Source organism: Pedobacter sp. ISL-64 (assembly GCF_018613605.1).
GTDB lineage: Bacteria > Bacteroidota > Bacteroidia > Sphingobacteriales > Sphingobacteriaceae > Pedobacter.
The window spans coordinates 19,579-32,952 of record NZ_JAGGPU010000029.1 but is presented as its reverse complement, the minus strand read 5'-3'; the positions used below and the strand labels follow the sequence as shown (position 1 = coordinate 32,952).

The following is a 13,374-nucleotide window of genomic DNA, read 5'->3' as shown; positions in this document are numbered from 1 at the left end:
AAAACGTTTATAGAACTCTACCCACTGATAGACCATACGCCGTTCGATACCATTTTCCCTTGAGATTGAAACCATAGGTTTCTCTCTACTTAAGACCTGATCGATGATAGCCAGTTTAAATTCCAGGCTATACTTAATTTTTCTGCTCATAAAATGCTCCGATTAAAGTGTCCAACTTTTTGGGGGCAGTCCATACCTCATTGCGGGCTTTCCGCTATATCAGGTTTATAAACAGAGGACAGTATTTCATATTTGGATCTAAACCTCTCATATTTGGATCTAAACCTCGCAGGTTTCAAAAACCTACTAGGTTTGTAATTGAGTTTGTAGAGAACTAAAATTTACAATCTTAACTAATTCTGATACTTTTGCGTTTCAAATTACATATAATGGCAAACGGAAAGAAATCTGCAATGAGTTTTATTATGGTTACCCTCCTGATCGATTTTACGGGTTTTGGGTTGATCATTCCGGTTTTACCAAAACTTATTCAGGATTTCACTGGCGGTGGCTTCGGTTTAGCGGCAGAATATGGTGGCTGGCTCACCCTTGCATATGCATCAGTACAATTTATATTCTCTCCAATTATTGGTGCAATGAGCGATCGGTACGGACGAAGACCGGTATTATTAAGCTCTTTGTTCGGTTTAGGTATCGATTACATCTTTTTAGCTTTCGCCCCTTCTATTGTTTGGTTATTTGTAGGAAGGATTATTGCAGGAATAACAGGTGCAAGTTTTACAACCGCACAGGCATACATTGCTGATGTTTCCCCTCCAGAAAAAAGAGCGCAAAACTTCGGCTTGGTTGGTGCAGCATTTGGTGTTGGATTTATCTTAGGTCCGGTTTTAGGTGGGGTTTTCAGCCATTTTGGTACCCGGGTTCCTTTTATGATTGCTGCAGGTTTATCTTTAATTAACTGGCTTTACGGTTATTTTATACTGCCAGAATCTTTACCTGTTGAAAAACGCAGGGCTTTTGACTGGAAAAGAGCAAATCCAATCGGTTCATTGTTAAGCATTGGCAAGTACCCTGCATTATTGGGCTTAATGGCTACCTTATTCTTATTATATTTTGCCAGTCACGCTGTTCAATCCAACTGGACATTTTATACCATGGAGAAATTCAAATGGGATGCTGCATGGGTAGGCTATTCATTAGGTTTTGTGGGCTTGGTTGTGGGCCTTGTTCAAGGTGGTTTAATAAGGGTGATCCTTCCCAAAATCGGAGAAAAGAAAGCGGTTTACTTTGGTCTCATTTTATACATCATAGGCTTCATCGCTTTTGCTTTTGCAAGCAAGGGCTGGATGATGTTTGCTTTTATGCTTCCTTATGGTTTAGCCGGAATCTGTGGACCGGCCATGCAGGGCTTGATTTCGAATCAGGTACCTTCGAATGCACAAGGTGAAATGCAGGGCGTTTTAACGGGTTTACAAAGTTTAGCGGCCATATTTGCCCCTTGGGTAATGACACATATATTTGCTTATTTTATCGAAGGCAAGGCTCCGGTTTATTTTCCGGGCGCACCATTTATATTGAGCGCGGTGTTAACTTTAATCGGATTGTTTATCTGTTTAAGGAGCTTAAAGAAATACCATTAGTAGGTCTTAAGCGTGGTCATCGTTGACTAAAGTAGACGCAACCTAAAAACCTACCCTGTTTGAATGAAGACGCTGAAACAAGTTCAGGGTAACGTAACTATTGTAGTCCTTTTCTGCTAGATGAACGGAAAAAAAAAGCTTAAAGCAACTCATTAGCCAAATTAGCCAACTCACTCCTCTCGCCTTTATGTAAGGTAATATGGGCATACAGCGGGTGGTTTTTAGCGTTTTCGATTAAATAAGACAGGCCATTACTTTCAGAATCTAGGTATGGTGTATCAATCTGGTAAATATCGCCGGTAAAAACTATTTTGGTATGTTCGCCCGCCCTCGAAATTATCGTTTTCACTTCATGGGGTGTTAAATTCTGTGCTTCATCAATAATAAAGAAAATTTTGGTGAGGGTTCTTCCCCGGATAAAAGCCAATGGCGCAATCGCTATTTTTTCGGTTATAATCAGTTCATCAATCTTTTCCGACATTTTATCATCACCGATAAACTGCTCTTTAATAAACCGCAGATTATCCCAAATTGGCGCCATAAAAGGATCAGTTTTCGATTTTGCATCGCCTGGTAAGAAGCCGATGTCTTTATTGCTCAGGGAAACAATTGGTCGCGTAATATAAATCTGTCTAAAGTTTTTACGCTGTTCTAAAGCGCTTGCTAAAGCCAATAGTGTTTTGCCTGTTCCGGCATTCCCTTGTATGCTCACCAGCTTAATTTCTGGATCTAAAAGCGCATGAATGGCAAATGCCTGTTCAATATTTTTAGGTTTGATTTTAAATATAGGATCAGTAGAAACTGCTGAAATTGTTTTTAAACTGTTGTTATAAAATACATTTGCTATTTTTCTCTTATTCCTTAAAATATAAAAGTGATTGCCATTTTTAGGTGGCAGTTCTACCTCATTAGCATCAATAAAAAGTTGTTTTTTTACTTCTTCAATAATCTCAATCGGAAAATCAATAAGTTCTGTTTTTCCGGCATAAAGCTCATCTACATTTTTAATTTTACCAGTTTCGTAATCTTCTGCATTTAAATCCAAAGCTTTTGCTTTTAACCTTAAGCAGATGTCTTTCGATACCAGTACTACTTTCTTATCGGGATATTCTTCTTTTAAACTTAATGCTGCATTTAAAATCTTATGGTCTGTTTTGCCTTTTCCATACACTTCTTCTGCATTTATAGTTAAAGGCTTTTCATTTAAAACTACCTTAAATTTTCCTGAATCAGGGCTTTTTAACGAAATCCAATCGCTGATGAGTTTTTGTTTTGAAGTTTCATCAATAAGGCGGATAAAACTTCTGGCCTCAAAATTCCGGGTATCGTTACCGCTTTTAAAATTATCGAGCTCTTCTAAAACCTGAATGGGAATAGCTACATCGTGCTCGTGGAAGTTATTTATCGCATCATGGTCGTACAAAATAACCGAGGTATCTAAAACGAATATCTTTTTTGACGGATTGGAAATTGATTTACCTTTTTTGGCCATTTGGTAAATTTAATATTTTAGGGATAATATGCGGAAGGATTCGCTATTCTTTTTTTGTTCGAAAGATCAAAATTTAAGGCAAAATAAAAACGGGGTTCTTCTTCTTTCGATTCAGTTCCCCGTTTTAACTTTAAAAACAACCGTAGTCGTATTTTAAAGCATCTAATTCTTGTTACTTTGATTTTTCCGTTATCGTTAGGTTTTGCAACTTTTGCGATTCGTGAAAATTTATTTCCAACTCCTCCGTCCGTAAACTTCCTAGTTTTCAATAATCTCTGTTTGGGCCTGTGCGATTTTCTTATGATCCAATCTTGCGATGGTATATATCCTTACTCGGTTTAACCCTTTCTGAAATTAATCGTTTTCCCTGTAAACACTCCGAAACAATTCCCCTTTCGGTTCTTTATCTCTTTTGGCTTGTTTTATCAGAATTCAAAGTACTTCGTATTTGATATGATCTAATTTAGTAGGAAAACACGCATTTGTCAAGAGAAAAATGAGAGTTTTTATAAACAAAGTTATCCACTTAAAATCGCTGGTTATCAACAGTTTGTTGTTTTTAAAATGTCGTTTTTGAGCGCTTTTTGTGGGTTTTCGATTAGGTTATCAACATTTCTAAAATCACACTTATAAACAATTCATAATATTTTGTTAATCAAACCATTACCCATTTTCTGCTTAAAAGTTAAAAAAAAGCAAAAAACTTAATTTTAATCGCAACAAAAAACTTCGCTATTATGTTATTTTTGTATCATGCAGATTAGGCAACCCATTAGAAATATACAAGACTTTTTATTGAGTACGTATTTTGCCGACGGTCTCCGCATCACCATTGGTGTACTGCTCCCCTCTTTAATTCTTGCCCAGTTTGGCATGTTAAAGTACGGTATGACTTTATCACTAGGTGCTTTATGTGTAAGTGTGGTAGATAGTCCGGGGCCAATGGTGCACCGAAGAAATGCAATGCTGATTACTACTGCGCTCATCTTTACCTTCTCTATCATAACGGGGTTAACCAACAAGAACCATTATTTTATCGGCTTTTTATTGGCTGTATCCAGTTTTGTATTTTCGATGTTTTACATCTACGGTATTAGAGCTGCATCGGTTGGTACCGCAGTTTTACTGATTATGGTATTAAGCATTGATGACGTACGCCCATGGCAGGAAGTATTGCTACATGCGGTTATGATCCTGATAGGTAGCCTTTGGTATACTGGCTTAAGTTATTTTGTGTACCGCTTACGCCCCTTCCGTTTGGTGCAGCAATCGCTTAGCGATTCTATCCTGGAAGTTGCAGAGTTTCTACGCGAAAAAGCCAAGTTCTATCATCAAAATAACAATTACGATAAAACCTATTCAGATCTGTTGCAGCTTCAGGTTTCTGTTCATGAAAAACAGGATGCGGTAAGAGAATTGCTTTTTAGAACCCGCGAAATTGTAAGGGATTCTACTCCTGAAGGCAGATTTTTGTTATTGGTATTTGTAGATATGGTCGATCTTTTCGAGCAGGTAATGTCTACCTATTATAATTACCAGCATTTGCACGATCAGTTTGATAAAGCAGGTATATTATCAGATTATGAAATGGCCATTAAGCGGATCTCTTACGCGCTTGATGATATTGCTTTTGCCTTAAAAAGTGGTGGAATACCCGTTGTTTCAAAACGTTTATTGATTGAGATTGAAAGGTTAAAGATCAAAATCAATGACCTAGAAAAGAACAATCAAAATCAGGAATACAATACCTTAGGCATAATTGCCCTGAAAAATATTGAGGTGAACATCGAAAATATACTGTCAAGGGTTAAAACTATTTTCAGTTATTTTAAAATCAGAAACAGCAAAGATATTAGACAAGCTGAGGTAGATACAGAGAAATTTATTACCAGGCAAAAATTCGATTTTAAACTGTTTACAGAGAATTTGACCTATACCTCTTCTACTTTCAGGCATTCGTTACGGGTTACTGTGGTGATGCTTTTGGGTTTTATCGTGGCTCAGATTCTCAATTTCTCACATAGCTACTGGATTCTCCTTACCATTCTGGTAATTTCGAAACCGGGATTTAGTTTAACAAAAGAACGTAATTATCAACGTTTAATCGGCACCACGATTGGGGCGTTCATTGGTATGGGTGTGATTACTTATATCCACGATCGGAATACTTTATTTGTGATCCTATTAATCTGCATGATTGGCTGCTATAGTTTCCAAAGGAAAAATTACGTAGTGAGTGTGCTCTTTATGACGCCATATATCTTAATCCTATTTGATTTTCTGGGTATGGGATCGATAGCGCTGGCACGCGAAAGGATTTATGATACTTTTATAGGCTCTGGCATTGCGCTATTGGCCAGTTATTCTTTATTCCCGACTTGGGAGCATGAAAAACTCAAAGAGGCCATGCTCGACATTTTAAAGGCTAATAAGGCTTATTATGGACAGGTGATTAAATTGTATTTTGAGAAAAACTACAATAGAACGGAATATAAACTGGCCCGGAAAGAAGTTTATGTAAGTACGGCAAACTTGGCTTCCCTGTTTCAAAGAATGTTTTCTGAACCAAAAAGCAAACAGTTGTTTATTAAAGAAGTACATCAGTTTACAGCGCTCAGCCATTTATTGTCTTCTTATGTTGCAACGCTTTCGCTCTACAATAAGGAACATCAATTTATCTTCGAAAGTTTCGATTCCTTGAAGCCTATTGCCAACAATACCAATTATTTATTGGATACGTCTATTGAAAATCTGGAAAAAGGCGCCAGCACAATTGAGAATGTGCCGTTAATCAGGCTAAATGATAACGGTTTAGCCATTAAAAAAGGAGAAGATTTGGTTCCCGAGCAATTCGACCTTATCCAGAAGGTAGCTTACGATATTTATAAGCTATCAGTGAAAATCAAGATTTAGATCGAATTTTGTTACGTAAGTAATCATGTTGTATTAGTTCAAGATTTAAACTATCAAATACCTTGTATTAAAAACAAAGGCCACTAAAAATTGTTAAGTATCCATATTAAGAAAACATTATGGAAAAGCTATATACGGCTGAAGTTACAGCTACTGGAGGAAGAGACGGACACATCAAATCAAGTGATGGGATTTTAGATTTCGATTTAAGAAAGCCAAAAGAACTTGGCGGGCAAGGAGGTGCCACAAACCCAGAAGAATTGTTCGCTGCTGCCTGGGGACCATGTTATTTGGGTGCATTGGGCGGTGTAGCGGAGCGAGAAGGTGTTGATATTAGCGAAGCAAATGTGAAAGTATTGGTTTCGTTTAATAAAGACGGAAATGCTTTTGTACTTTCTGCAGATCTGGATGTTCACATTCCAGGTATTTCGCATGAGGAAGCACAGGCCTTGGCTGATAAAGCACATCGGGCATGTCCGTATTCTAAAGCAACCAAAGGAAATATTGAGGTTAGGGTAACGGCTGTGTAAAGTGAAGTCAGATGTTACCATCTGACTATTAAAATAGAATTCAACTTAGTGTCAGATAGAAATATCTGATGCCGCTAAAAAAAGTCCCGATTTTAGTCGGGACTTTTTTATTTACGATGCTTATGAGTTAAAATCTATCTTTGTGTCAGTTGCAACTGACACCACGGATACCGACACCATGGATATCGGTTTATATTTTTTGATTAAACAGCTTCCTGTTCAATCCTTGTGTTTACTGGTCTGCCATTTTTAAAGGCGTCGCGGGTTTTTAGTCCCAACAATTCAAACATGGCCATATCATCAACAAATGCAGGATTTGGCGTAGTTAATAATTTATCGCCTGCAAAAATAGAACTTGCACCTGCCATAAAGCAAAAAGCCTGTTCTAGCGTGCTCATTTCGTTTCTACCAGCTGATAAACGCACCACCGAGTTTGGCATTACGATTCGTGCTGTAGCAATCATTCTTACCATATCCCAGATTGGAACACGTGGCTGATTTTCTAAAGGAGTACCTTTTACGGGTACTAACGCATTAACGGGAACTGATTCAGGATGTTTTTCCATGTTTGATAAAGTCTGCAACATTGAAACACGGTCTTCTACCGTTTCGCCTAAACCGATAATACCACCACTACATACCGTTAATTTAGCTTTACGTACATTTTTAATGGTATTTAAGCGATCATCGTAAGTTCTGGTCGAAATAATACGTTTGTAATCATCTTCAGAGGTATCGATGTTATGGTTATATGCATATAAACCAGCATCAGCTAAGCGTTGTGCCTGGTTTTCGGTAAGCATGCCTAAAGTACAGCAAACTTCCATATCCATATCATTCACGGCTTTCACCATTTCAATTACACGGTCAAAATCGCGGTTATCCCGTACTTCGCGCCATGCAGCTCCCATACATAAACGTGATGCACCACCCTCTTTGGCCTTAACTGCGGCGCTAACCACCTGACTAACCTGCATCAATGGCTGAACTTCTAATTCGGTATGGTAGCGGGCTGCCTGTGGGCAATATGAACAGTCTTCAGCACAACCTCCAGTTTTGATCGAGATTAATGAACTTACCTGAACTTCATTGTAATCTTTATTTTCTCTGTGGATGCTTGCAGCTTCGTAAACCAGATCTAAAAATGGTCTGTTATAAATTTCGTATATTTCTTCTTTTGTCCAATCGTGTCTTGTTTTTTGCATCGGGATCAGATTTTATAGATTTAAAGTTTGTAGTCTAAGTTAAATTAACAGGCGCTCAATTTAGTTTTGCAAGCTTTAAATCTTGAAATCCTAAAATCAAGTAAATCCTGATTATAGTAAAAGTTTGCTGGCCAATCCTAAAATTAATAGGAAACCAAAAACGTCGGTAAAAGTAGTAATAATTATAGATGATGCAATGGCAGGATCGATACCTACCCGTTTTAAAATTAACGGAATACCAGCACCCGTGATGCCTGCAATTACCAGGTTGCCCGTCATAGCCAGGAAGATAACCAATCCAAGCATTGGGTTTCCATCAAAAAAGTAAGCAAAAATAAATACGATTAATCCATTGGATGCACCATTTATTAAGCCTACGGTAAATTCTTTTAAAACGGTACGATAGGCCTGTTTATCAGTCAGGTCATAAAGTGAAATACGCCTTACGGTTACGGCAAGTGCCTGGGTAGCTGCATTTCCACCCATCCCCGCAATAATGGTCATGTAGGCCGCTAAGGAAGGAATTAACTTAATGGTTGGATCAAAATAACGTACTACAGATGAAGCTAAAAAAGCAGTTCCGAGGTTGATAATTAACCATGGCAAACGCGATTTTACCGCTTCTACCCAGTTACCGCTCAATTCCTCATCTTCTGATACCCCTGAAATTTTCAAGATATCTTCGGTACTTTCGGCCTCCATTACATCGATTACATCATCGAATGTTACCCTACCGAGTAATTTCTGGTGATCATCAATAACTGGAATACTTGTTAAGTTATATTGTGAAATTAGGTTCGCCACTTCTTCCTGATCGGTATCTGGATGCACATAAACTGCATCTATTTTAACCAATTCAGTTATTTTGGCATTGTGTTTTGCTTTAATAATGTCTTTTAACGAAACAATACCTTTAAAAATCTCCTCATCATCCACTACATAAATGGTGTAAAACTCCTCCATTTCTTCACTCTGCCGGATGATCTCGTCGATTGCGTCTTTTTTGGTGAGGTTGATGTTTACACAGATCAGCTCCGTATTCATCAAACCACCAGCAGTTTTTTCGTCGTAAGTTAAAAGGTTCCTGATTTCTGAAGCATGATCTTCGGTAAGGTCTTCTAAAATCTCTTTCTGTTCATGATCCTCCAGCTGGGAAATGATATCGGTCGCATCATCATAATCCAGTTCTTCAACAATCTCCGTACGTTTATCGGGATGGAGCTCAAAAAGCAAATCTTCCGGATGGGATTCTTCATCCATCTCAGAAATAATCTCAGAGGCTATTTCTGCAGGAAGCAGGTTGATGATATGCCGCTGCTCGGATTTATCCAAACGCTCAAACAAAATCGCGATTTCTGAGGCATGATACTCCTCTAAAACTACTTTTAAAGTTTCATCACCAGCTAAAATTGCATTTTTAACCTTAAGTACGTCGCTTTTATCTATTTCGAATGACTGCATCTATAACCTAACCAAAAACGCCCTAAAGCTACAAATATTAAAAATTGATTTTAGAACCTATCCAAATTTATTCTAATCTTTTTATTTATCCTACTGAATAGTAATTATTCATTTAGAGTCAAATAATTTGCCTACTAACATAGTTATTTTGTGGATTAATTTATTTTTAAAAAACAACAAATAGTAGAGAAATTTAGGCCTAAAACTTACTTCTAGTTACCGTCATTTCGAGCGCAGGGCAACGCAGCCGAGAAATCTGTCTAGGTAGATCTCTCCATTTCGCTTCAGTCGAGATGACGATTTGTATATCGAAATTTTTTATGTCAAACACTATTTAAACCAACCTTTGCGCCAAAAATAAATCACCTGCAAAATTGCTATTATAGCCATTACAATCCAGGTGTACAAATAACCATGTTCGGCGTATAATTCGGGCATATTTTCTTTTAGTATCTTTCCGGTTGTAGGGTCTTCCCTACTAAAATTCATCCCGTAAATACCTGCAATAAAGGTTAATGGAATAAATATGGAAGAAATGATGGTCAAAACCTTCATGATCTCGTTCATCCGGTTACTGATAATGGATAAATTCATATCAATATTGGCTGAAGCAATCTCTTTTAATGATTCGATAAAATCAATGATCTGGATACAATGATCGTAGGCATCCTTCATGTAGGTTTTGGTGAGATCTGATATTAACGGACTATCGGTACGGATAATATCATTCAGTTTATCCCGCTCCGGCCAGGCTACTTTTCGGATCATGATCAATGACCTTTTAATCGCCTGTGTATCGTACATGATCCTCCTGTCAGGATGATCATATAAACGGTCTTCAATAGCATCCAGTTCTTCACCCCAAAAATTTAACAAGGAAAAATAATTATCCACTATCACATCCATAATGGCATACATCAGGTAGCTAATACCACCAATACGAATGTTTCCCTTTCCTATCTCCAAACGTTTTCTTACGGGCTCAAAACAATCGGCATAAGTTTCCTGAAAGGTAATCAATGTGCGTTCTGACAGGATAAAAGAAACCTGATCATTATTTAAAATATTCTCCTCATTTAAAAACAGATGCCTGCTCACTGCAAAAATGTACTTGTCATTATCATATTCATCCAGCTTGGGGCGCTGGTAAGAACTGGTAATATCTTCCAATACAAGCCTGCTGATACCTAATTTTGAATAAAGTGTTTCGAATATATTAGGATCTGCTAATCCTTTAATGTCAAACCAATAGCAGAAATCTTTATTTTCAATCAGTTTATCAATATTATTGATATTCTCCAATTCCACTTTTTTATAACTTTTATCGTTATAAATATGAAGTACAATAATTGGTTTTAATGCATTTTCATCAATAGTGTATAAACCCGGACTGGTACCCGGGGTTGGAACTTTATAGTGCTTATGGCGGTTACGCGGCTTGTTTTTTCCCATACTTTATAAATATAGCCGGGCTTGCGGACCCTGGTTAAACAACAAATCAACAATACTTAAGTTGGGCAAAAATTGATGTCTATCTTCAAAAACCTGATAATATGGCTTATTTTTTACAATATCGTCCTCTTTTTTAGGATTCATAATGGTACGGAAATCCAGCTCAGGAGCAATATCATCAAAATATTCGGTGGTAACTTCGAAGTTTTTATTGAGCTTTAACTTTTTGGAGAGCCATTCTACCAATTCGAGGTTATAATCGAAAAGAAATTCAAATTTTTGATTATAAAACCGTGAAAGTTCATCTTCATAAAACTCAAAATAGGCCGAACTTCTATAGCAACTTTCTAAGCTCAGCCAATGTAAACGTTGCCATTTAAAGTCATAACTAATCCGCACATCCTTCATTTGCGTGTGTGTTTTTGAACCTTTAACCACAGGAACGGTAATATCGAGTTTTCCGTTTGGAGAATAAATACTGGCCCTGTTGCGGTAAGTTTGCTTCGCTAAATGTTCATGTTTTTCGATTAAAAAATCTACCTCCAGCTTTTGTAATAAACTAAAATAGCCTACTGGTGGAAGATAAAATAATGGAAGTATAGCTGTATTCTGCATTTGAAAATTTATGTTTGTAGTTGAAACGTTTTAAAAATAATGATTAAAAGAGGGATTGCGCACGTTGGCGTATTTTTTTTATACCTGTTATCGCTGCTGCCTTTATCTTTGCTCTTTTTTTTTGCAAGATTACTATATTATCTGCTTTATTACGTAATAGGCTATAGAAAAAAAGTTGTCAGGCAGAATTTAACCCACTCTTTTCCCGAAAAATCTTTAGCTGAAATTAAGGTTATTGAGAAAAAATTCTTCCTGTATCTGGCTGAACTTATTTTCGAAATTATTAAAATGAGCAGCATTTCAAAAGCAGAAACGCTAAAAAGGGTAAAATTTACTGGTTTGGAACAAGTAGAAGCTCATTTTAAGGCTGGAGAAAGTGTACTTGCCTGTACAGGCCATTATGGTAACTGGGAATTGGGCACTTTAGCTTTGGGACTTAGTATTTCTGCCAAAACCATGGTGATTTTTAAACCCATCAAAAATAAAATTTTTGAAACCTGGTTTGATTGTATGCGTACAAAATATGGTAATGTTTTCATTGCCATGCGACAAACTTTACGAGGTATGGCCACCTATAAAAATGAGCCTACGCTTTTGTGTTTTGCAAGCGATCAATCTCCTACAAGAGAAGAAACCAAATACTTTGTAGATTTTTTACACCAACAAACTGCCGCGCTTTTGGGTGTAGAAAAAATAGCAAAATCTACTAAAAGACCGATATATTACTTTAAAGTCAGTGTAGTAAAAAAAGGTTATTATCATGTAGAAGTTTTGCCCATGTGCCTCGATCCGGCTAACATGGATGAGTTTGCGATTACGAATCTGCACTTTAAGTTTTTAGAAAATATTATCAAAGAACAGCCTCAATATTGGCTTTGGAGCCATAAACGCTGGAAATTTAAACCCGAATAAAAAGAATGAACCCATCAGTAGCCGTTGTAATTTTAAACTGGAATGGAAAAGCATATTTACAGCAGTTTTTACCTGAAATTTTGCTTTCTGAGTATGATAATCTGCAAATTGTTGTGGGCGATAATGCCTCCACCGATGATTCAGTTTTGTTTTTACAAGAAAACTTTCCTAGCGTTAAAATTATCCAGAACGACCAGAATTACGGTTTTGCAGGAGGCTACAACAAGGTTTTAGAACGTGTTGAGGCCGATTATTTTATCCTGCTCAATTCGGATGTAGAGGTAACTCCCAATTGGATAAAGCCGGTGATCGATTTAATGGAAAGCGATGCACAGATTGCGGCAGCACAACCTAAAATTAAGTGGCAGTTAAACAAGAAACAATTCGAGTATGCGGGTGCTGCCGGAGGTTATCTAGACATCTATTCTTTTCCTTTCTGCCGTGGGAGACTGTTTAATGTGTATGAGTTTGACAATGACCAGTACAATGATAAAACAGAAGTTTTTTGGGCCAGTGGAGCTGCATTTTTTATTAAAAGTAAATGTTGGCAAGAAGCGGGTGGTTTAGATGCCGATCTTTTTGCTCATATGGAGGAGATAGATCTGTGCTGGCGTTTAAAAAACCTGAATTATAAAATTATGTACTGTCCGGATGCCGAAGTTTACCATGTAGGCGGTGGAACTTTGCAGACAGAGAATCCTTTTAAAACTTATCTTAATTTCAGAAACAACCTCATCATCATGCAGAAAAACCTACCTGCCAATGATGCCATTTTCCGAATTACGATCAGGATGTTTATAGATTTTATTGCATGGTGGCACTTTTTGCTAACGGGAAAGCCTAAATTCACCATGGCAGTGAGCAAAGGTCACTGGCATTTTCTTAGATCGCTTTCAAAAACGAACAAAAAGCGGAAAGCCGTTCAAAAAGCATATAGCCAACATGCTGGAGTATATAACAATAGCGTTGTTTGGGCGTTTTTTATTAAGAAAATCAAATGTTTTTCGAACTTGAAGTAAGAACCTTGCGTCATTTCGACTGAAGCTCACCGATTTTTCATCGGTAGCGGGAATGGAGAAATCTTTTTAATTAGCCGTTATAGATTTCTCGACTGCGTTGCACTCCGCTCGAAATGACGATCGCGGAATTTCTTTTGATCTGGAGTCCTGTCAGATGTTGCCATCTGACAGAGG

Annotated in this window: 11 protein-coding genes; 5 read left to right on the top strand and 6 right to left on the bottom strand. The window is 37.3% G+C overall.

Annotation, left to right across the window (positions count from 1 at the left end):
• Positions 1–150 (bottom strand): transposase (locus tag J7E57_RS27550; protein ID WP_215166306.1); only part of this gene is annotated, 150 nt, incomplete at its 3' end.
• 239 nt (positions 151–389) lie between these two features.
• On the opposite strand from J7E57_RS27550, the gene J7E57_RS25735 reads away from it, so the two are divergent.
• Entirely contained in the window at positions 390–1,601 is a 1,212-nt protein-coding gene (locus J7E57_RS25735) for a TCR/Tet family MFS transporter (RefSeq protein WP_215132331.1), read from the top strand.
• A 139-nt stretch (positions 1,602–1,740) separates the two neighbouring features.
• Here J7E57_RS25735 and J7E57_RS25730 read toward each other — a convergent pair whose 3' ends face one another.
• Positions 1,741–3,093, bottom strand: a complete 1,353-nt coding sequence (locus J7E57_RS25730) for a PhoH family protein (RefSeq protein WP_215132332.1) — start codon at positions 3,091–3,093, stop codon at positions 1,741–1,743.
• Positions 3,094–3,846: 753 nt separating this feature from the next.
• On the opposite strand from J7E57_RS25730, the gene J7E57_RS25725 reads away from it, so the two are divergent.
• Together J7E57_RS25725 and J7E57_RS25720 are read left to right on the top strand one after the other, a co-directional pair.
• Positions 3,847–6,006, top strand: a complete 2,160-nt coding sequence (locus J7E57_RS25725; RefSeq protein ID WP_215132334.1) for an FUSC family protein — start codon at positions 3,847–3,849, stop codon at positions 6,004–6,006.
• Between the two features lie 119 nt (positions 6,007–6,125).
• Positions 6,126–6,536 (top strand): organic hydroperoxide resistance protein, encoded by a 411-nt coding sequence (locus tag J7E57_RS25720; RefSeq protein ID WP_131032501.1) that lies wholly within the window; start codon positions 6,126–6,128, stop codon positions 6,534–6,536.
• Between the two features lie 203 nt (positions 6,537–6,739).
• Here J7E57_RS25720 and bioB read toward each other — a convergent pair whose 3' ends face one another.
• From bioB to J7E57_RS25700, 4 genes are all read right to left on the bottom strand, one after another.
• Complete coding sequence (bioB, locus tag J7E57_RS25715; RefSeq protein ID WP_215132335.1) at positions 6,740–7,741, bottom strand: biotin synthase BioB; 1,002 nt, start codon at positions 7,739–7,741, stop codon at positions 6,740–6,742.
• A gap of 111 nt (positions 7,742–7,852) precedes the next feature.
• A complete protein-coding gene (mgtE, locus tag J7E57_RS25710) occupies positions 7,853–9,202 on the bottom strand; it encodes a magnesium transporter (protein WP_215132336.1) in 1,350 nt (449 codons plus the stop codon).
• 330 nt (positions 9,203–9,532) lie between these two features.
• Positions 9,533–10,654 (bottom strand): magnesium/cobalt transporter CorA, encoded by a 1,122-nt coding sequence (corA, locus tag J7E57_RS25705; RefSeq protein WP_215132337.1) that lies wholly within the window; start codon positions 10,652–10,654, stop codon positions 9,533–9,535.
• Between the two features lie 3 nt (positions 10,655–10,657).
• On the bottom strand, positions 10,658–11,269 hold the full coding sequence (locus J7E57_RS25700; RefSeq protein ID WP_215132339.1) for a WbqC family protein: 612 nt from the start codon (positions 11,267–11,269) through the stop codon (positions 10,658–10,660).
• A 39-nt stretch (positions 11,270–11,308) separates the two neighbouring features.
• Between J7E57_RS25700 and J7E57_RS25695 the strand changes: the two genes are divergently transcribed.
• Both J7E57_RS25695 and J7E57_RS25690 read left to right on the top strand, forming a co-directional pair.
• A complete protein-coding gene (locus J7E57_RS25695) occupies positions 11,309–12,181 on the top strand; it encodes a lysophospholipid acyltransferase family protein (RefSeq protein WP_215132340.1) in 873 nt (290 codons plus the stop codon).
• A gap of 5 nt (positions 12,182–12,186) precedes the next feature.
• A complete protein-coding gene (locus J7E57_RS25690; protein WP_215132341.1) occupies positions 12,187–13,200 on the top strand; it encodes a glycosyltransferase family 2 protein in 1,014 nt (337 codons plus the stop codon).
• The last annotated feature ends 174 nt before the right edge of the window (positions 13,201–13,374 follow it).